At 58.1% G+C, this 22759-nt stretch carries 9 protein-coding genes; all 9 read left to right on the top strand.

From position 1 onward, the window contains the following. The first annotated feature begins 223 nt into the window (after positions 1-223). The 9 genes from U9R25_16975 to U9R25_17015 all read left to right on the top strand — a co-directional run bounded on the left by U9R25_16975 (position 224) and on the right by U9R25_17015 (position 22732). The gene (locus U9R25_16975) at positions 224-4384 is read left to right on the top strand and encodes an AMP-binding protein (GenBank protein ID MEA3337591.1); all 4161 of its coding nucleotides are present in this window, start codon (positions 224-226) and stop codon (positions 4382-4384) included. Between the two features lie 13 nt (positions 4385-4397). Continuing rightward, a complete protein-coding gene (locus U9R25_16980; protein ID MEA3337592.1) occupies positions 4398-11354 on the top strand; it encodes an SDR family NAD(P)-dependent oxidoreductase in 6957 nt (2318 codons plus the stop codon). 49 nt (positions 11355-11403) lie between these two features. Next, a complete protein-coding gene (locus U9R25_16985; protein ID MEA3337593.1) occupies positions 11404-16944 on the top strand; it encodes a beta-ketoacyl synthase N-terminal-like domain-containing protein in 5541 nt (1846 codons plus the stop codon). A 57-nt stretch (positions 16945-17001) separates the two neighbouring features. After that, positions 17002-17316: an acyl carrier protein gene (locus U9R25_16990; protein ID MEA3337594.1), complete on the top strand. Its 315-nt coding sequence runs from the start codon at positions 17002-17004 to the stop codon at positions 17314-17316. After that, complete coding sequence (locus U9R25_16995; protein MEA3337595.1) at positions 17313-18926, top strand: alkaline phosphatase family protein; 1614 nt, start codon at positions 17313-17315, stop codon at positions 18924-18926. Before U9R25_16990 ends, U9R25_16995 begins: the two co-directional genes overlap by 4 nt. Before the next feature lie 22 nt (positions 18927-18948). Then, positions 18949-19815, top strand: coding sequence for an alpha/beta hydrolase (locus U9R25_17000; protein ID MEA3337596.1), 867 nt, complete (start codon positions 18949-18951; stop codon positions 19813-19815). Next, positions 19812-20672, top strand: coding sequence for an SDR family oxidoreductase (locus U9R25_17005; GenBank protein MEA3337597.1), 861 nt, complete (start codon positions 19812-19814; stop codon positions 20670-20672). Before U9R25_17000 ends, U9R25_17005 begins: the two co-directional genes overlap by 4 nt. A gap of 69 nt (positions 20673-20741) precedes the next feature. Further along, positions 20742-21779 (top strand): class I SAM-dependent methyltransferase, encoded by a 1038-nt coding sequence (locus U9R25_17010; protein MEA3337598.1) that lies wholly within the window; start codon positions 20742-20744, stop codon positions 21777-21779. Positions 21780-21868: 89 nt separating this feature from the next. Next, positions 21869-22732: an SDR family oxidoreductase gene (locus U9R25_17015; GenBank protein MEA3337599.1), complete on the top strand. Its 864-nt coding sequence runs from the start codon at positions 21869-21871 to the stop codon at positions 22730-22732. Positions 22733-22759: the final 27 nt, after the last annotated feature.

The raw sequence follows: 22759 nt of genomic DNA on the forward strand, positions 1-22759 counted from the left end.
TTTTCCAACGGAGCATGTGATCTGGTGAAGCAGAAAAAGAACCTCACGTTTATCCCGAACCGAGCAAGATGCTCAGGATTCTCGATGGAACTGTCCTGTTCTGGTTGTCGCGGGCAACCACAGCGAAAGCAGAGCTGAATGGCTGTGCTTTGATTGCATGGGACGTGGCTATCAGTTCTGCCAACCGGCCGATTGAGGTCGGGAAACGGGCATGAGAAAAAACATGTCGTTTTTTTCACTGGTCGATATTCTGCGGGATCGGGCCGAGAAACAGCCCGAGCGATTGGCCTATACCTTTCTCGTGGATGGCGAGACCGGGGATGGCCAGGTCTTCACTTACGCCGAACTGGACCAGCGAGCGCGTGCGATTGGAAGCTATCTGCAGCACCAATACGCCAGGGGTAGTCGGGTGCTCCTGTTGTATCCCCCTGGCCTGGAGTATGTTGCTGCCTTTTTTGGTTGCCTTTATGCCGGCCTGATCGCCGTGCCTGCCTACCCGCCGCGGCCAAGGCGTGCAATGCCTCGCATCCAGACTATTGTGGCTGACTGTCAGCCTGCGGTGGCGCTGACTACGTCTCGCATTCTGTCCAATATCCAGGAACGGTTGAGTGGCATGCCTGACATGGCCGCCTTGGATTGGTTGGACAGCGGTATCCTGGATCCCGACCTGGCGGATCATTGGAAGCATCCTCAGACCAGCGGAGAAGACCTGGCTTATCTGCAATACACCTCGGGCTCGACCTCAGACCCGAAAGGTGTCATGGTCAGCCACGCCAATCTGGATTATACGATCAGCGATTTGATCCAGGGCTGGGAAAAAAGGGAGGAGAGCGTGATGGTCACGTGGCTGCCTCCTTTCCACGATTTGGGCCTGATCTACGGTATCCTGCAGCCGATTTATGGCGGGTTTCCCTGCATTATGATGGCGCCTGTTTCTTTCATCCAACGTCCATTCCGCTGGCTTGAGGCGATTTCACACTATCGGGGTACCCACAGCGCTGCGCCGAACTTCGCCTTCGAGCTTTGCCTGAGCAAAGTCAAGCCTGAGCAACGTGCGACTCTTGACCTCAGCAGTTGGCTCATCGCTCTCAATGGCGCAGAGCCAATCCGCAGGGATACCATGGAGAGGTTTGCCGAGACCTATGCTTCCACCGGATTCAAGTGGTCTGCTTTCACCCCAGCCTACGGATTGGCGGAGGCCACGCTTCAGGTTACGGGAGTGTTGGCCGATAGTTCCGTAGTCGATGTGACCCTGGAAACTGCTACCCTGGAAAAACATTGTGTAGTGGAGGCGAGTCGCGGGCAGAAAGATACCCGGGTTCTGGTCGGGTATGATGCGTCGATCATGGAAACCAGGTGGCGAATAGTCGACCCCGAGGCTCTGACAGAATGCGGTCCCGACCAAGTTGGCGAAATCTGGATAGCGGGGCCAGGGGTAGCCAGGGGCTACTGGAATCGACCGGAGGCAACAATTGAGACCTTCAGCGCCCATCTGGCGGATACGGGTGAAGGGCCTTTTCTGCGCACAGGTGATCTGGGATTTGTGAAGGACGGCCATCTGTTCGTAACCGGTCGCATCAAGGACCTGATCATCGTTCGGGGGCGCAACCACTATCCCCAGGATATCGAGTTGACAGCCGAGCAGAGCCATTCGGCCTTGCGCCTGGGATGTGGTGCAGCCTTTGCCGTCGAAGTGAACGGCGAGGAGCGGGCGGCCATTGTCTATGAACTGCGACGTGAGCAGCGCCGTGCCGATATCCAGGAAGTCACCGACGCGATAGTTCAAGCTGTGGCTTTTGAGCATGAATTGCAGCTCCACGCGGTGGCACTCATGCTGCCGGGCCAGGTACCCAAAACCTCCAGCGGCAAGATACAGCGTCATGCCTGTCGTCGCAAGTTTCTGGCAGGTGAGTTTGAACTTCTGGGGCAATGGGCGCAACCGGTGGAGGAAGGGATATCTTCATCTCCAGATATCGGGAACAACTCTGAGGTGCGGTTTGCTATAGATGGAAATGGTACCTATGACGAGGTTCAGGACTGGTTAATAGCCCGCGTAGCTGAACGGGTTCAAGTGTCCCCGCAGCGTATCGACGTGCAGCGACCATTGGATCGTTATGGGCTGGACTCTCTTGGCGCCGTTGCCATCACGGGCGAACTGGCGGCATGGCTGGGACGGGATCTTTCGCCGACGCTGTTCTACGATTATCCCACCGTGCAGTCGATCACCCGGCATCTCGCCTGTGATGCTCCGGGCTCCGTCGTGGACGCTGATGAAACAGACGGCAACTCAATGGCTGCGGGACAGGGAGCCTACACTGAGATTGCGACAGGCGTGTCTTTTCCACCGGCGGTTTCGGTCGGTGCGCCGGCGATTGGGAGAGAACCGCCGCAGAAGAGGTGGACTTCCTTGATGCCGCTGCGGGAAAAAGGCTCCAGGATACCGTTATTTGTAGTACCACCTGGTGCCAGTACTGTTTTGAGTTTTGGCCAACTGGTAAATCACCTGGACGGGGACCAACCTGTGTATGGTTTCCAGCCATTGGGAATGGATGGCCAGTATCCGCCTCACTTCCGGGTTGAGGAAATGGCAGCCCATTACATCAGGGAAATGATGACCGTTCAATCAACGGGTCCTTATCTGCTTGCCGGACGCTGTTTTGGCGGCCTGGTTGCCTTCGAGATGGCTCAACAATTGCAGGCCCAGGGAGAGGAAGTAGCAATGCTTGCCATTCTCGATACGCTGCAACCTCCCAAGCCTGCCTGGCTTCGCAATGGTTCATCCGGTGATCTGGAGGTCGGATCCGGCCGATTTCACCGGTTGTTTCGCCGATGGGGCCAGCGTCTTTATCTGTTTCTGAAGCGGGTAACGATCACGGAAGCTTTTTCCCTGTACCTGGTGAGAAGCCAGGACCCTGAACTGAAATCGCCGACGGCGCTCGGCCGAGATGGTTGGAACATCCGAAATACGACAAGGGCGCACTACGAAGCCAATGAACTTTACCTGCCCAGCCTGTACGATGGCCGCCTGACCCTTTTTTCCAATTCAGGCCATACAGGCAGTCACCAACTCAATTGGGCGGCTCTGACAGGGAAAGCTGTGGATATCCACATCGTGCCCGGTAACCATTTTACGATGTTCGACGAACCCCACGTGCAGGTTCTGGCAGAGGCGCTAACCTGCAGTATCAAGGACGCGTTGTCATCGGGCGCGTCGCAAGACGATGGAGCGACGTTCTTATCCACTCTTGACGAGGGAGGGAGCAGCCCTTCGCCAGCAGTGGATGCAGCCACGATTCATGTGACCGGGGTGGAACGCATTTGCGAAGTGCCCCGCAACGAGTTGGAACGCCAGATCTGCGAAGCCACGGAAACGGTATTTGGACTACATTCCAGAAGCGTCAACGATAGTATACTGGACCTTCAGCCCAAACCATTTGCAGTGGCGTATCTTCTGGCCGAGCTGGGGCGGCGCACCGGCAAGCCAATTTCGATGGCGTCATTGGTCCAGGCCCCAACGCCGGCTCAACTGGCCGATTCGGCACGCGAGAACCACACTTCTGAGTGCTGCCGGTCGCTGGTAGGCATTCAACCCGACGGACCGAGGCCTCCCTTCTTTCTCGTGCCAGATATCGACCGGACTGTTGTCAGTCTGCTTGAGTTAGGCCGACTGATCGGTCGTCAGCAACCATGCTATGGCCTTCAACCCCTTGGTCTGGAAAGGGGCCAGCGTCCTCACACCACGGTGGAGGAAATGGCAGCGTTCTACGTTCAGGAAATGCGCAGGATCCATCCATCTGGCCCCTATTCTCTTGGAGGAATTGGCTTTGGTGGCGTCGTGGCCTTCGAGATGGCTCAGCAGCTAAGCGAATCAAGGGATGATGTGGCGTTTCTGGCGGTGCTTGATACCATGATTCCTCCCAACGCTACCTTTCAGCTGTGGTATCCCCCAACCTCGCCAGGCATGCAAGAAACAGCGCCCGGTTGGTTTGTTCAACGGCTGATCGGCCGGCTTGTCTACCGGTGGCAGATTCGGCAGTATCGCCATAGGATTCCGCGTCGGGCGCTTTCCAAAATGGCGTGGCAGCAGCGTATCAACTACCGCTTCAGCCCGACGACACGCCGAATCCAGACAATGCTGACCGCCCATTTCGTGGCGCGGCTTCGCTATCAGCCCAAGGTCTATCCAGGCCCGATTGCGCTGTTTTCAAATTCGTTGCATCCCGGTGCTCACCAGATCAAGTGGGCAATGTTGACTGATGTCGGCATGGAGATCGAGGTGATCCCGGGCAACCATAGTACGATCTTCCAGCAGCCCAATGTCAGCGAGCTTGCCAGAAGACTTGAGATGCATCTTGTTGGAATTGCTCCTGTTGCTTGCGAATAGGAGGAGGTTTGTCATGCTCAGCGACTTTCGAATGCTAGTAACCACTCCAACGCGGCAGCTGGACCCGTCGTTAGCCATTGCAGCATCCCGAGCTGGCGGGCTGGGCATCCTTGATCTGGAATACATCACCGATGTGGATGCTGCTCGTCGGGCTATGGCTCGCCTGGAACGCTATGCCAAAGGGCCGTATGGTATCAAATCCGGCTATCATCAAGAGGACCTGCTTTCAGCAATCACCGGTGGAGAGTATTCTCAACTGGCGCTGGTTATCTTATCGATTCAGGGCGTTGTAGACCACCGGGCCTTGCAGTGTCAGATCGAGGCCATCCAGGCCAGTGGCCGGCAGGTGTTCCTGGAGATCAGCAATGGTTCTCTTGCCAGTCTCGGTGAATCTCTGGCCGTCGATGGGCTGGTCGCCAAAGGGCAGGAAGCGGGCGGCTATGTAGGCGAAGAAACGACCTTTGTTCTGCTTCAACACTGCCTTTCTCACACTTCCCTGGCCGTATATGCCCACGGTGGGATCGGCCTGCACACAGCCGCTGCCTGTTATGCTGCCGGCGCTGCCGGCATCGTTCTGGATGCTCAGCTGGCCCTGGCGAGGGAATCGGCGTTGCCGCAACCGGTCAAGGCTGCCATCGCGGAAATGGATGGCAGTGAGACGGTCAGTCTGGGCGGCAATTTGGGCCAGGCTTGCCGTGTTTTCAGCCGGCCGCATATGGAAGTTGCCTGCCAATTGGCCGACGAAGCCACGACCCTCGACGGCAAATCTCTCGAGGATCGAAAGAGCTGGCTTCTTTCCCTCGAGCACTGCATTGGATGGGGTTCGCTGACGGAAGCTGCCTGGCCGCTGGGACAGGATGCGGCATTTGCCTCACCATTGGCCCAGAGGTACGGTACCGTCGGCGGTATCCTGGAAGCCTTTCGGCATAGCGTGCAACAACACGTTGAGGCAGCTACGGCGACACGTCCGCTGGACGCCGGCTCGTCCCTGGCTCAGTCGCACCGTACGCGCTATCCCATCGTTCAGGGACCGATGACGCGTGTCAGCGATATTGCCCAATTTGCCCTCGATGTTGCCGAGGCTGGAGGCCTGCCTTTTCTGGCCCTTGCCCTGATGCGCAAAGAGCAGGCTCTGCCGGTCCTGGAGGAGACCAAGGGTCTGCTGGGCGACCACCCATGGGGTGTGGGGATTCTGGGATTCGTGCCTGCCGGGATCCGCGCGGAGCAGTTGGAAGCGATTGGGACGGTTGGTCCGGATTTCGCCATCATCGCGGGTGGCCGGCCCGATCAAGCCAGGGCCCTGGAGCAGGAGGGCACATCGACCTATCTGCACGTTCCCTCGCCGGGACTGTTGAGTCTCTTCCTTGCCGAGGGTGCGAAGCGTTTTATCTTCGAGGGCCGCGAATGTGGAGGCCACGTCGGGCCCAGGTCCAGTTTTGTGCTTTGGAACTTGATGATCGATGTGCTGGTGCAGCACCTGGAGGATTCCGGGTCCGAGCCTGCGGAGTATCATGTGCTTTTCGCCGGCGGTGTGCACGACTCGCTGTCGTCACTCATGGTTTCAAGTCTGGCTGCCACGTTGGCCGAACGGGGCGTTCGTTTGGGCGTCTTGATGGGCACCGCGTACCTGTTTACTGAGGAGGCGGTGAGCTCGGGCGCCATCAAGGCCCGCTACCAACGGGAGGCGATCGAGAGCCGCAATACGGTGGTGGTTGAGACCGGAATCGGCCACGTAACACGTTGCCTGCCAACTCCCTTTGTCGATGCCTTCACCGAAAAAAAGCGCAGCCTGGTTCGGGAGGGAGCTGACAGCGGCCGCGTTCGGGATGAGTTGGAGTACCTGAACGTCGGACGTTTGCGGATGGCAAGCAAGGGGATCAACCGCAACCCGGTTTACGGTGAGAAACCGGAGGCCCATAAGTACGTCGAGCTCGACGAGAAGGAACAGCACGAGCAGGGCATGTACATGATCGGCCAGGTCGCCGGCCTGCGGGATCAGGTATGCACGATCGAAGAACTACACCGGGAGGTGTCGGTCAACGGTTCCCAGCGCCTGGAGAGCCTGGCTGCGGGCCACGTTCAACCGGTTGCAGCCGGCGTAGAGCGCCAGCCCGCCCGAATTGCCATCGTGGGTATTTCGACCGTGTTGCCGGGTGCCGAGAACCTGCAGGTTTACTGGGAAAACATCCTTGACAAGGTCGATGCGATCAGCGAGATTCCTGCGGAGCGCTTTGACTGGAAACGTTATTACGACCCGGACAAGAGCGCCAGGGACAAGATCTATTCCCGCTGGGGTGGGTTCATCGACGATGTGCCGTTGAACCCCCTGGACTACGGCATGCCGCCTAATTCGATTCCTTCCATCGAGCCGATGCAGTTACTGATGTTGGAGGTGGTGCGAGGGGCACTGGAGGACGCAGGTTACCTGGATCGGCCTTTCTCGCGTGAGCGTACATCGGTGGTGATGGCCGTAGGAGGTGGCTTGGGCGACCTGGGTTTCAACTATGGTGTGCGTTCATACCTGCCTCATCTCCTTTCGGCCGACTCTCAGGAAGTTATCGATCGGCTGGACGACATCCTGCCAGAGTGGACCGAAGACTCATTTCCAGGAATCCTGTTGAATGTGCTGGCTGGCCGGATATCCAACCGTTTCGACCTGAACGGCCCCAATCTTGTTGTCGACGCCGCCTGTGGCTCTTCGCTGGCGGCCCTGGATGTCGCCCTCAAGGATCTGGAAACACACCGGACCGATGTGGCGATCGTGGGAGGGGCCGATACGGTGCAGAGTCCCTTCGGCTTCCTGGCTTTTAGCAAGACCCAGGCGCTTTCCCCTCGGGGTCGCTGCCGTCCATTTGATGTTGACGCCGATGGGATTGTCATCAGCGAGGGGTTGGCAGCGGTCGTTCTGAAGCGGCTGGACGACGCCGAACGAGATGGTGATCGCATTTACGCGGTGATTCAGGGTGTTGGTTCTTCCAGCGATGGCCGGGACCGCAGCCTGACCGCTCCCCGCCCTTTGGGGCAACTGTTGGCTTTGCAGCGAGCCTACCAGCACGCCGGATTCGAGCCTGCGACCGTCGGCTTGATCGAGGCCCATGGTACGGGCACCAGGCTAGGCGACGAGGTGGAAGCGCAAGCCCTGGCCACGCTGTTCAATGAGACGGATCTGGATCGCCCGACCTGTGGCGTCGGGTCGGTCAAGTCGATGATTGGCCATACGAAGAGCACCGCCGGCCTGGCAGGTATGATCAAGGTGGCGCTGGGACTGTACCACAAGGTACTGCCCCCCACGTTGGCGGATGCGCCCAACCCGACCATTGGAAGTAACGGCAGCCCAGTCTATGTCAATAGCATGGCACGGCCCTGGCTGACGCCCGATAGCGATGTTCCGCGCAGGGCCGGTGTTAGCGCCTTCGGTTTCGGCGGGACCAATTTCCATGCGGCCCTGGAGGAATACAGGGACGATTTCTTGCCCCGCAGGGCCAGCCGCGATAGCTGGCCGGCGGAGAGCTTGCTGTTTCGCGCCGCCGACAGCGACGGCCTGGTTGCCCAGGTCTCCGCGCTGGACGATTGGCTGGCAGATGGCAATGAACCGCCGCTGCGGAATCTGGCCTACACCCTATATCGAAAGGCACGTGATTTTGGGCAGAATAGCGCGCTGGAGGTGCCGTTGACTCTGGCCATCGTCGCCAGTTCTCTCGGGGATCTGCGCCAGAAGCTTCAAGGTGCCAGAAGAGAACTGGAGGCTGGCAGTGAGCTGATTGACAACCCGCAGGGTATCTACTTTGCCAGGAAGCCTCTGGGCATCTCTGGCAAGGTGGCGTTTCTGTATCCCGGCCAGGGGTCGCAGTACCCAAACATGCTGGCGGACCTGGTCATGCAGTTTCCGCAGCTGGGCGAGCCGTTCGAAATCGCCAACGGTGTGCTGGCCGATCATCTGCCCAAACCCCTCAGCGAGTTCGTCTTTCCCGTGCCGGCCCACGATGACGAGACAGCCAAGGCGCAGCATTCGGCATTGACCGATACACGTGTTGCTCAACCTGCGTTGGGTGCTGCAGGACTGGCGATGAGCCAGTTTGTGGAAGAGGCAGGTTTGGTCCCGGACTTCGTGGCGGGGCACAGCTATGGAGAGATTGTGGCCCTATGCCGAGCTGGTGTTATCGACGGTGAGGCGCTCTACGCCATTTCTTCCGCCCGCGGGCGATTCATGGCCGAGGCGACAGGTCCGGATGCCGGCACGATGGCGGCTGTATTGGCGGATCAATTGGTTGTCGAAGAGGTTCTGGGGGATCACTCAGGGGTGGTTGTTGCCAACCTGAACTCTCCAAAGCAGACGGTGATCTCCGGTGCTACCGCCGCCGTCAACCAGGCTGTGGCGTCGTTCGGCGAACGAGGGATTCGTGCCAAGACCATTCCTGTAGCCTGTGCGTTCCATTCGCCTCTGGTGGAACCAGCTCAAATCCGGTTGGCCCAGTTTCTGGATACGATCGAATTCAGATCGCCGGAGTTGGGGGTATATTCCAACACGCTTGGCCGTGCTTATCCCGAGGAAGCCAGCGAGATTCGGGAGGTGCTTTCCAAACAGTTGGCTCATCCGGTGCGGTTCCAGGAGGAAATCGAGGCCCTCTACCGGGCTGGTGTCCGCATTTTCGTGGAGACCGGACCTCGCGGCGTTCTGACCGGATTGGTACACCAGACATTGGCCGACCAAGCGCATCTCGCCGTAGCGATGGACTCGGGAGGTCCAGGTTTGCTGGCCATGCAGCGGGCTTTTTCTCAATTGATCGCCATCGGCAGCGACATTGATCTTGGCGTGCTATACGATGGCCGGGAGTTAAGTGCCATCGATCTGGATCGTCCCTACGAGGATCCGGCACAAGAGGCTTTCGGACCTACAACCTGGTTGATCAACGGTGGACGGGCACGCCGATGGCTGGACGCAAAGGATGGCCTGCCTGAGCCGATACTGCAGCCAGTGGATGTTTCATTGGCTGGGGCGCAGATGGACACCCTGCCCGAACCTGTTCCAACGGCCACACAGCCGCTGGCGGCTGGTTTGCAGGGAGATGAGGCAACCCAGGTAATGCTTCAAACGCAGCAGCTGATGAGCCGTTTTCTGGAAACGCAAGCCAACGTGATGCGGGCCTACCTGGGCGACGATACACTGACCGGCTCGATAATTCAGGTTCCAGAGACCCCGGATGTTGTTGAGGGCCAGGCTGACTACCCGGCAGCTGCTGCCCAGGCGGAGCGTCCGTTTGATCCGGCAAGAGGGGCGGTGTGTAACAACGGAATTGGAACAGCAAAGCCAACCGGGCAGGCGAGCGATGTTCCGCCGGCCATAGGGCGTTTTCTGGTGGATGCCGTGGACGCACCTCTTATTGATTCGACAGCCGGCCTGGCGCCAGGTCGGGTCATTCTGATCACGGCTGACAGATATGGGGTGGCAGACGTTGTGGCCGGCATGTTGCGCGATCAGGGTTACACCGCGGTGATTCTCGCCGATGAAGCGGCGGGCTCGACCAACGGTCATGGGAAACGGGCAGCCAACGCCTACTACCTGGCAGGGCGAGCGGATGCGGAAGGGATACGGACGCTTCTGGAGATGATTCGCCAGGATCATGGTGCCATCGGCAGCTTGCTTCACCTGGCTGCCCTAAGACCGGGGAAGTCCTTTGAATCGATGGACCTGGACGAATGGCAACAGGCGATCGAGGATGATTTGGTGACTCTTTTTCATTGTGTCAAGGAGCTGCACGAGGAGCTCGCCGACGCTGCCCGGGCTGGCGGCGCCTGTCTTTTGGCCGCCACACAGATGGGTGGTGCCTTCGCAACCACAGGTGGCAAGAATGGCTTTGATTTATCCCATGCTGGCATGGCGGGCCTGCTGAAGACGGCCGCTCACGAACTGCCGTTGGTGCGTGCTAAAGTAGTTGATTTCAGCAGCCAAACGCCGGTGTCGGAACTGGTGCGGTCGATCCTGGCAGAGATCGGCGCGGACGATGGCCTTACAGAAGTGGGGTACGTTGATGGCGTACGCACGACGCTTGGGCTTCGCGCCGCCTCTGTGGGTCAAGGTGAAGCGCCCACCTTCGTGGTCGATGAAGACTTCGTGATACTGGTGACCGGTGGCGCTCGTGGAATCACCGCCAGTGTTGTGCAGGAACTGGCCGAGTGCTATCGTCCGACCGTGATTCTGCTTGGGCGTTCGGACGCGCCGCCCGATCAGGAGTCTTTGGAGACTGCTGAACTGACCTCGGCCCGGGAGATCAAGAGAGCTCTGTTGGGCAGTATGAATGGCGATGGACAGAGGGCTTCTCTGGCTGAAGTAGAAGCTGCCTACCGGAGACTTGAAAAAGAGCGGGCGATGCGCCGAAATCTGGCCAGGCTGGAAAAAACGGGTGCTACGGTCGAGTATCACTCGGTGGATGTGTGCAATGAGGCCGACCTGGCGGCTCTTATCGACGATGTTTATGACCGTTTCGGACGGCTCGACGGCGTGATTCATGGCGCAGGTATCGTGGAGGATAAGCTGATCAAGGACAAGAGGGTCGACTCGCTGCGACGGGTGGTCAGCACCAAAGTTGATTGTGCTTTTGTGCTCAGCAGGAAGCTGCGACCTGAAACCCTCAAGTTCCTGGTCTTCTTTTCATCGGTGAGTGGTCGTTTCGGCAATCGTGGTCAGGGCGACTATGCGGCGGCCAACGAAGTTCTCAACAAGCTGGCTCTTCACCTGGATCGTGAGTGGCCCGGTCGCGTGGTTTCCATCAATTGGGGCCCCTGGGACGCAGGCATGGTCTCTGATGAGCTACGAAGGCAGTTTCTCCAGCGGGGCGTGAGCCTTGTGCCTGTCGATGTTGGGTGCCGACGTTTTATTGAAGAGCTGAACGGCGGATGCAAGGGAGACGCGGAAGTTTTGATCTGTGGTGAGGACAATCAGGTGATGGCTCGTGTGGGTGCGAACCTGTGACAATGGTGCAGGTTAGAGTTCCCAATCGGGCGGGCCAGGGTATTTCATTATGGCAAAGAAAAAAAACAAGGACCTAGCTAAAAAACCTGACGGCAGCCAGGGTGTGGCGATTATCGGCATGTCCTGCATGTTTCCGGGCGCCAGGGATCTGGACACCTACTGGCAGAACATCCTGGGCAAGGTCGATTCGGTGACCGATCCACCGCCCGAGGCGTGGGATTCAGAGGTTTTTTATGATCCAGAATCCACGGCCAACGACCGGGTTTATTGCAGGAAAGGTGGCTTCCTCGGCCCGCTGGCGCAGTTCAACCCGCTGAACTACGGGATAATGCCCATTGGTCTTGATGGTGGCGAGCCCGATCAGTGGCTGCTTCTCAAGCTGGCCTACGATGCGCTGGGGGATGCCAGTTACCTGGAACGCCTTGAGGCCAATTCCGGGGAGCGACGCCGCACTGCCGTGATTCTGGGCAAAGGAACCTATCTCAACCGCGGCAATCTCAACATGGTTCAGCACAGCCTGGTGGTCGACCAGACGCTGCAGGTGTTACAGGCTCTTCATCCTGAGTATGGACAGGAAGAGCTGGACCTGGTGCGCGAGGCATTGAAGGAACGGCTGCCTGCGTTTGACGCTGCCACCGCGCCGGGGCTGGTGCCCAACATCGCTGCCGGACGCATTGCCAACCGGCTCGATCTGATGGGGCCATCCTACACGGTGGATGCTGCCTGCGCTTCCTCGTTGATCGCGGTCGAGATCGCGATGCGTGACTTGCTGACCGACCACTGCGATCTTGCGTTGGTGGGAGGCGCCCAGGTCACGACCCCTATTCCAATCCTGACCCTTTTCTCCCAACTGGGTGCCCTTTCCCGGCAAGAAGAGATCCGGCCTTTCGACCAGAAGGCCGACGGGACGATTCTCTCGGAGGGAATCGGGATGCTGGTGTTGAAACGGGAGGAAGATGCGGTGCGGGACGATGATCGCATCTATGCGGTCATCAAGGGTGTGGGCTCCTCCAGCGACGGTCGGGCCATGAGTGTGCTGACACCCAGGGTTGAGGGAGAGATCCTGGCCCTGCAGCAGGCCTATGAGATGGCAGGCGTGGAACCGGCAACGGTGGGCCTGGTCGAGGCTCACGGAACGGCGACGCTGGCCGGTGATGCTTCGGAGATCGACGCCCTGCAAGCTGTGTTCGGAGGCCGCCGCGCCCGGGAGCCACAAACAGCCCTGGGCACCGTAAAATCGATGATCGGCCACACGATGCCGGCTTCAGGTGTTGCAGGCATTATCAAAGCGGCGCTGGCGCTGTATAACAAGGTTTTGCCCCCAACCATCCATTGCGACGAGCCGAATTCCAGGCTTGGGTTGGAAGACTCCAATTTCTATTTGAACACGGAAACGCGTCCGTGGATCCAGGGCCGTGAAACTCCCCGGCGTGCAGGCGTGAATGCCTTTGGCTTCGGTGGCGTCAACGTCCACGTCATCCTTGAGGAGGCCACACCCCAGGGCGACACAGCCTGGCCCAATCACATGGACCACTGGGAGAGCGAGGTTGTGGTCCTGGCTGCCAAGGATCGAGACCGATTATTGGTCAGCGCAAGAGAGCTGAAGGAAACTCTGGAGGCCGTGCCCGATCTGCAAGAACCTGGCTTCAGGTTGTTGGACCTGGCGTATACGGTCAACAGGCGCCTGGGTGAACAGGTCTGTCGGTTGGCGATTGTTGCCACCTCAATCGAGGATCTTCGAGACAAACTAGGCCACGCCATCTCGCGTCTGGAGAAAGCCAAAACGCGCAAGATCAAGGATGTTCGGGGGATTTACTTCTTCGAAAAACCTTTTTATCCCGAGGGACGGGTGGCATTTCTCTTCCCGGGGGAGGGTTCTCAATACCCGAACATGCTGGCTGACCTGTGCCAGCACTTCCCGGAGGTGCGCAGCGCCTTCGACCGCATCGACCATATCTTCGAGGGCCATCCCCGGGGATACACGCCCAGCGATTTCATTTTCCCCAGGCCGGGGCAGGCGGAGAGGTCCGGCAGGGCAGAGCAACTCTGGGAGATCGATGGCGCTGTCGAGGCTGTTCTTACGGCGAACGCGGCGATGCACGCGCTGTTGCTCAGGTTAGACGTTGAGCCAGACGCCCTGGTGGGCCACAGCACGGGTGAATACTCTGCCTTGCTGGCGTCGGGCATGATTCCGGTTGACGAGGATGAATTCGTAGGCCACCACTTGTTGAATCTCAATCAGATGTATGAGGTCGTGGCTCGGGACAATGAGGTGCCGCGGGCGTTCATGCTGGCCGTTGGTGCTGGTCTGGATCGGGTAGCGTCCCAGGTGGAGGAAGCTGGTGGACAGGTGTACGTTGGCATGGACAACTGCCCTCACCAATCGGTCCTGGTGGGCGAGGAATCGGCTCTTGAGGGATTGACTTCCTCGTTGGGGGCAGAGGGTCTGATCTTTGAGAGCCTTCCCTTTGATCGGGCCTATCATACGCCGCTCTTTGAGCCTTACAACCATCTCTTCCAGGATTTCTACGCCCAATTGCCCATGGAGGCTGCCAAGGTGACTACCTATTCGTGTGTCACTGCAGCACCCTTTGGCGACGACGAAGCCGATATCCGATCCCTGGCTATCGCTAACTGGATCAACCGGGTCCGTTTCCGGGAAACTATCCAGGCGATGTACGACGATGGCATTCGGATCTTTGTGGAAGTCGGGGCCCGGGGCAATCTGACGGCCTTTGTAGGAGATATCCTGCGCGGCCAATCCCATCTGGCCGTGCCGGCAAATATCCAGCAGCGTTCAGGGATTACCCAGCTCAATCACCTCATTGGTCTTCTTATTGCCCAGGGAGTCCCGGTGGATCTGACCGCTCTCTACGAACGCCGCGAACCGCGTATGTTGGAGCTTACGCCTGATTTCGCCGAAAAGGCTGGAAAACAACCCGCGGGCACCATGAAGTTGGCTTCGGGCTGGGCAGGGATGGAGGTCTCGCCTGAGGCGGCCGAAGAAATCCGTACTCGATTAGCCGGAAAATCAGTCGGGGGTGTCGTCAACCCGGACGCAGGTCCCGACCCGGTCGAACCGGTCGCAGCATCGGCGAGCAAATCACAGGAGGAAGTGAATATCAGCAATATGCAAGATAATCTACCCAACAACAATGGAGTTCAGGATTCCGTTCCACCGACCTCCGGCGTGGTACAGCCGGCTCAAGTCTACGCTGATGGGCGCGCCCTGGTGATGCAAGGCCATTTGCAGTTAATGGATCAGTTCTTGAAAACCCAGGAAGCGCTGGTTCAACAGTTCCTGACGGGCAGCGCTGCGCCGATCATGACGCAGTCGAGGCCAGTCCTTCCTTTGCAACCGGTTGCCTTGCCGCAGCTTGAAGGATTTTCGCCGCCGCCACAGCCTGTGCAGCAGCAGGATGCAGCTGCAGCAGGTCCGGAACCCGCCCAGCGTGCCGTTCCGCCGGCCCCAGCGCAGCCTTCCCCTCCCGGTGTTGCAGATCAAGCACCGGTGATTGAGGCATCCGAGGAGGTGAACGAGCCACCCGATCTGGAGGCTATCCTGCTCGATCTGGTCAGTGACAAAACGGGGTATCCGCTGGAGGTACTCTCCCTGGATGCGAACCTGGAGGCAGATCTGGGAATCGACTCCATCAAACGTGTCGAGATCCTGGGAGCATTCAACCAACAAACTGGCCTGGTGGAGGGGGATACCATGGATCAGGTCTCATCGCTGAAGACGTTAGGAGCGATTCTTGGTTTTTTTCAACAAACGGCCAGCCTGGCACCTAGTGTGAAACCGGGCTGGCCGTCCTCCCAAGATGCGATTGCCGCGACTGAACTTTTCGATCGAATGCCCTTCATCCGGGATGTGCGCCGCCATGTGCCGGGTCAGGAGCTTGATGCCCTGTGCAGGTTGGACGTCAGTGAGGATCTGTTTCTGAGGGACCACACATTGGGCCGGGAAATTGCCCGGTTGGATCCCGATCTTCTGGCCTTGCCAATCGTGCCACTCACTGTGACGATGGAAATCCTGGCGGAGGCAGCGGCTTGCCTGGCTCCTGGTGAGGTCCTGGTGGAGATGCGCGACCTGAGGGCCTACCGCTGGATTCTCCTGGAAGAGGGCCCGACTACGTTGCGGGTGACGGCCAAACGGCGAAGCGACTCCGGTGGCAGTGAATTCGACGTGGTCGTATGCATTCTCCCAGACGGGATTGCAACTGAAGAGGGTATGGACTCCCTGGCGCCAGCGGCTGAAGGCACCATGATCTTCGCAATGGCCTATCCCGAACCGCCGGATGTTTCCGCCCTTTCTCTGCAAGAGGAACGGGCGTCGCTCTGGCAGCCTGACAACCTGTATCGCGATGGCATGTTCCACGGACCGTTGTTCCGTGCGGTGAAGTCGATCGACCGGGTGGGCAGCGATGGACTGGTGGCCACCATGGAGGCCCTTCCCACCAATCAGTTCATCGGCTCAGACAGAGGTCCGGTCTTCCTCGCTGAGCCGATCATCCTGGACGCCGCGGGCCAGTTGATTGGATTGTGGACCCTGGAAACCCTGGAACGGGGATTCACCGTCTTTCCCTATCAACTGAAGGCCCTGCATTTCTTTGGGCCTGCGCTGCCGCCTGGTGAGCAAGTGACCTGCCAGGTGCGCGGCACCTTTCTGGATAACCTGCAGATGACGTCTGATATCGATATCATCGATGCAGAGGGCAACTTGCGAATGCGGCTCAATGGATGGGACGACAAACGATTTGATATTCCGCGCCAATTCTATCGCTTCATCCTGAATCCGGGCGAGGTGCGTCTCAGCGAACCATGGTCTGCTCCACTCAACGGCCACGCCGGGGGTGAGGAGTTTGAATCGAGACGGGTCGCCGGTTTTTCCCAGGACTTTTTGAAAGCTCATTACCACTTCTGGGAAAAAGTCCTGGCCCATCTGGTGTTGGCCCGGTCAGAGCGGCAAGTATGGCGAGAGATGGGATCGGACAAACGAAGAATCGAGTGGCTGTTGGGCCGGGTGGCAGCCAAAGAAGCTTTTGCCATATTCGTGTATAAGTTGTATAATATTAGTCTCAACATTGCGGACATCGAGATCTCGACGGATGAGCGGGGACGTCCATATGTGGAAGGCCAGTGGCTTTCGCAGATTGACCGGCCAATCTCGTTGTCCATTTCTCATGCTGGCGACGTCGCTGCGGCCGTGGTTGGTCATGTATCGCCGGAGGGACGCATGCCGGGCATTGGAATCGACCTGGAGCCGGTCCAACGCCTGGAGACCTCTTTCGCCGGTGTGGCATTCACCGAACAGGAGCGGTCATTGTTGCAGGAGCTGGTTGAGTCGGATGACGAGACCTGGTCGCTGCGACTCTGGTGTGCAAAAGAAGCGGTTGGGAAAGCCCTGGGGGTTGGACTGGCGAATGGACCTCACAGCGTGGCCATCGATCGAGTCGACCCCGACAGCGGTTTCGTTTACATGAACCTGGCAGGCGGGCTGGAGGAGGAATTTTCAGATCTGTCCGGTGAGAATATGGCCGCCTACACGACGCAGGAGAATGGCTTCGTAGTTGCCAGTGTTCTGGGCTGATCAATGGCCGATTGTCAATTGTCAATGGTCAATTCTGGAAAGTATGGAAGCAAAGGAATGAGCAATAGAACGGATATGATTTCAAGAGAGAATGTTTGGGACGCGACAATGCGTCTGCTGGCGCAGTTGGCCGAGGATTGGGACTATGGCGAAGAGATCACAGGGGAGACATATCTCTTCTCGGATCTGGGGTTTCAGTCGCTGGATGCTGTGGTGTTGGGCAACACCTTGCAGGAGAAGTTTGGTCGTGCGATCCCCTTTGCCGACCTGTTGGCCGAGATCGGCCAGCGGGAGGTGAACGACGTCACTGTTGCAGAGTGGGTCGATTTTTCCTTCGAACACCTGCAGGCGTCCACGCCTCAGGAGGCATGATGGCCCAAAAAACGCTACTGATAGGCCTGGACGGCGCCACGTTTACACTGTTGGACCCATTCATGGCGGGGGGGGTGATGCCCTTCCTGAAGTCTTTTGCAGAGCGGGGTGTGCGAGCGGAGCTGCGCAGTGTTGTGCCTCCTCTCACGCCACCTGCCTGGACATCGGTGCTGACTGGGCGGTCGCCCGGATATCATGGCATCTTTGATTTTTTCCAGGCGGACACACCTGGCAGCATTTCGATCCGGCTGGCTACTTCGGGTGATATCCGGGTTGACCATGTCGCCAAGATGATCAACCAGCATGGTTTGCGGGCCAATATCATCAACTTTCCCGTCCATTTTCCACCTGCGCCGATCGACGGGGTGGTGATTGCCGGGTGGATGCCCTGGCGTCAACTGCGCCTGGGATGCCATCCCCCCGATCTGTACGACCGGTTGAAGGCTTTGCCAGGTTTCAATCCGCGGGAACTTGCGATGGACATGGGCCTTGAGGCCCGGGCCACCGAGGGGTGTGCTGAGGAGGAATATGTCGACTGGGCGGCGCTGCACGCCCGTCGCGAGGAGCGCTGGCTGGAGGTACTCAAGTACCTGGATGAAAACGACTCTTCCGAATTCACAGCGATTCTCCTGGATGGTCCGGACAAGGTCCAGCATCTGTGTTGGCGTTTCCTTGACCCGGTGTTGTGGCCTGTGAACCCGACTCCTGAGGAAGAGCGAATCCGGGAGGCCAGCATCGATTACTATCGCCAGCTGGATAGCATCCTTGAGGAGTTGGTTGAAAGTGCCGGTTCAGAGGCAACTATCGTGATGGTTTCCGACCATGGTTTCGGTGCCTCCACAGAGGTATTCCATGTCAATACCTGGCTGGAGCAGGCCGGATACCTGGTGTGGTCGAAGGATGTAACCAGCGAACTCAATGAGCAAGACACGCTGGGGATGGGACATATCTCGCGCCACAGCCGGTGGTTGGATTGGGACCGCACCAAAGCCTATGTTGCCACGCCGACAAGCAATGGCATTCACATTGTTCGGGCTGAGCAACATGATGGTCGGGGTGTCCCAGCAGCTGACTATCCCCGTTTCCGCGCTGAGCTGCTCGATGCCCTGCTGAGCTACGTTGATGAAAAGGACGGGAACCCCGTGGTGACCGCCGCAGCTACCCGGGAGGACGCTTTTGCCGGTCCGGCGGGTGAATTGGCGCCCGACCTGACCCTTAGCCTGCGTGATGGCGGTTTGGTGTCGATCCTGCCATCCGATACACCCCTGAAGCCCCGGCCTCGGCCGGTCGGTACCCATCGACCCCTGGGTGTGTTCCTGGCTGCAGGGCCGGGAATCCGGCGAAATGTCATGATCGAGGAGCTATCGGTTATGGATGTGGCGCCGATTGTGCTGCACAGCCTGGGAATAGCTGTCCCGGAGTCGCTGGAAGGTCATGTTCCCGGGTCGGCGTATGAGACCGACTATCTGGCAAAGAGGCCAGTCGAGCTTGTTCCCCCCGGGAATGGCATTGAAGGTGAACGGGTCGATACTTCCCAGCAGATTGTTTACGATGAAGAAGCCGAAGCCGTGTTGATGGCCAGGCTGAGGGAACTGGGATACATTGAATAGGTGATCGAGGAGGCAATGAACTATGGGTAATATGGCTGTTAATGGCGTTGATCTGCATTATTGGACCGTGGGTGAGGGTCCCGACATCGTGATGATGCATGGTTTGGGAGGCAACCTGGCTATCTGGCACATGCATGTGGTGCCGCATCTTCGGGACAAGTTCAGGTTGACAAGCTTTGACTTCCGCGGGCATGGCAAGAGTAGTATGCCTGCCAGCGGCTACTCGACTGGCGGTATGGTCAAGGACCTTCTGGGGCTGATGGATGCTTTGGGCATCGAAAAAGCCCACCTGGCGGGTCATAGCATGGGAGCCGATGTCGCACTGCACTTTGCCATGTTGCATCCCGATCGTGCTGAACGGCTGGTAGTAGTGGAGGCTGGATTGCCTGCCCTGGTAGCGGCGCGCAAGGACGAAAGCTGGATCGGTTGGTCCTACTGGGCAGAGATGATCGAGAAGTATACCGGAGAGAAGGTGCCACCCGAGCACCGCACCGATTACCGCTATCTGCTCCATCAGAGCTTGAAGGTACCGATCCTGTTTGGACCGTCGCGAGGTCAATCCCGCAGGCGACAGGATAAATTCGTCGCCCTGCTGGATACGACCACCATGGTGGATGACTACGAGGTGGTTGGAGAGCTTACTCTGGAAAACATCGCTACTGTGCCCCATCCAAAACTGCTGATGTACGAGCAGGGTTCGCCCTACATCGGGACCTATCATGAGATCTGCGAGGTTGCGATAAACTACGAATCGGTGCTTCTTCCACCAACCAAGTATCGGCACTTTTTCCCTCTGGAAAAACCGGAAGTCCTGGCAGCTCACATCGTCGAATTCTGCCAACCGGAACGGGAAGTGGTCAATGGTCGTCAGTTGGAAGCCATTGTATGATTGACAGGGTGCTGATCACCGGCGCCGGCACCGGGCTGGGGTTGGAAACGGCGCTCACGCTGGCCGAACGTGGTTTCGACGTCTACGCGAGTGTTCTGAATGAAGAGCAACGGGCTCGGGTCAGCCAGGAGAGCGCCCAGCGGGGTCTTTCTGTCCACACGCCGGTCCTGGATGTAACCGACGAAACGACGATTCAACCGGTAGTCGACTCTATAGCAGAAGGTGGATCCTTGCTGGGCGTTGTGAACAACGCAGGCATCAGCCTGCGGGGCTACTTCGAGGATTGTGATGACGATGAGATCAGAAGGGTCATCGATGTCAATCTGTTTGGCGCGATGGCCGTAACCCGGGCGGTTCTTCCCGCCATGCGAGAGGCTGGCCGAGGCCGGTTTATTTACATCAGTTCCATTGGTGCCCGCATTTCGTCCATGGGAAGAACAGCCTACTGTGCCAGCAAGTTCGCGCTTGAGGGTTACGCCGAATCGCTGATGCAGGAAGTGGGTCCTTTGGGTTTGCACATCAGCATTGTAGAGCCGGCGATCATCAATACGGAGCGCTGGACGGTGCATCGGGGTATTGCCCGGCGGGCCCAGGATCCTTCCAGCCCGTATCATGCCTGGTTTCAGCGGCAGGAAGAGTTGGCCGATCAACTGGTTCGCACATCGCCAACCAAAGCAACTGACGTTGCAGAAGCCATCTTCAAAGCATTGACCGAGCGTCGCCCGCGCTTGCGCTACGTGGTCGGCCGGCGGGCCCGGCTTGTTCTGATGTCGCGTCGCTATTTGCCTGGTGAGATGTTCGAGCGGCTCTATTTCGGAGAGGCAGTCCGGCGCGTTACTGATCCGCGTGGATCCTGACCGCCAGCGTTGCAAAGGGACGATGACTCGGAATGGTTTTTCAGAGTGGTGTTTCGGAGGGGGCATGACATGATATCAAGGATACGGGCATTGGCCACGCTTGGAGTGGATCGATCGCTCAAGCTGAACAGGGCCAAGGGTTTGGGCGCGGAAACGATCCGAGGATATTACACGACCCAGGTCCTGATCGCTCTGATCAACGTAGGCCTGATGGCGGAGCTAGGCTCGGGCAGGGGGGTTCAGGTGGTCACCTTCGCTAAGCGAGAAGGGCTGGACGAGGGCGTTCTGCAAAATCTGTTCGATTATCTCTATGAACTCAGATTTCTGGACCAAAGCAAGGAAGGCTATGCGCTGACAGAAAAGGGTATGTTGGCCCACGAGATGTTGACCGGAGTCATCTTGTCGGTTTACGCCTACAAGGAAATCTTTTCCAATCTGGAAGCGCTCTTGCGAGGGGAGATGATCTATGGCGTCGACATAAACCGAAGATCGGAATTTGTCGCGGTTGGAAGTGGTCATTCCGCCGAACTTCTGGCGATCCCGATTTTAAGCAATTTGTTGCTCGAGAAAGGCTGGACCCGTATTCTGGATATGGCCTGCGGCGATGCCCGGTTCTTGAGCAGCGTGTGCATGAGCAATCCGAATTTCCTTGGATTTGGAGTGGATATCGCGCCAGAGGCCATTGAGGCAGGCAATCGGGACTTGATGCGAGAGGGATTGAGTGATCGAGTACACCTGTCGGTTGGCGACATGTTTGCAATGGACACATCTTTTCAGGATATTCCGGAGATCGATGTGTGCACCTGCGTCTACGCATTGCATGAGTTCCTTGATGACGGAAATGGTCGCCTGGTCGAACTGCTTCAGGGGTATTTGAGGCGTTTCCCAGGGGTGCCGATGGTCGTGTGTGAAGTGATTCATCACTCTCCTGCAGAGCTACGGCGCAAACCTGGTGGTCTGATGGAAATTCAGCTGATGCATCATCTTTCCAACCAGCGCCTGGCAACGCGAGAAGAATGGCGCGAGATTTTTGGAAAGGTCGGCTTCAACTCGGTTTCCGAGATCTATTTGGATTATGCTCGCACCGCTGTGTTTACCGCAGTATAGAGGTCAGATGGTGATGTCAATCCAGTGGCCGATCAGTCGGCTGGCTAGCGCTGTCAATGGAAGGGTTGCGGGCTCAAGGAGATACGCCGGTGGCGAATAGCGTCCTGGTAACGGGTACATCAACCGGGTTCGGGCAGGAGATTGCCTTGACTCTGGCTGAACGAGGATTCACAGTCTATGCAACGATGCGAAATCTGGCCCGGCGGGATGCTCTGGATGCCTCTGCCCAACAGCGCAACATCAAGTTGCGAGTGCTTCAACTTGATGTGACCGACTCTTCCAGCATCGAACGGGCCGTCGAAACCGTTGTCGAGGAAAGTGGCGGTATTTTCGGCGTGGTCAACAATGCCGGCATCATGCTGCGGGGTTACTTCGAGGACCTTAGCGACGCTGAGATTCGCGAGCTGTTTGACACGAACTTCTACGGCACGCTGGCTGTAACGCGGGCGGTGTTGCCTCACATGCGCAAGGCCGGGACAGGCAGAATTGTGATTATCACGTCGGTTGCCGGAAAGATAGGCTCACCCTCCGGCAGTGCTTACAGTGCGAGCCGCTTCGCTCAGGAGGGTTTTGGTGAGTCCCTTCGCCAGGAGGTGGAACCGTTAGGTATAACGGTCAGTCTTATTGAGCCAGGCATTACCAAGACTGACAGCTGGACGGTGGACAAAGGGGCCGGCAAAAACACGAGCGATCCCGATAGCCCTTACTACGCCTGGTTCAAAAACGCAGAAGCACTGTTTGACCGGCAAATGAACGACTCGTCGAACACGGTTCAGGATGTGGCTGCCGCCGTGTACAAAGCACTGAGCGATCCACAACCCCGGTGGCGCTACATGGTCGGGCGATGGGCGAGGCTTGTCGTAAATCTACGCCGGATCATACCGGAAGAGTTGTTTGCACAGGTCTATTTTGGCGAGGTGATGCGACGGGTCACCGGTGCGGACAATGAGTAACTCACGTCAAAGGATGGAGACACCTGC

The sequence above is a fragment of the Chloroflexota bacterium genome (assembly GCA_034717495.1).
Lineage (GTDB): Bacteria > Chloroflexota > Anaerolineae > JAAEKA01 > JAAEKA01 > JAYELL01.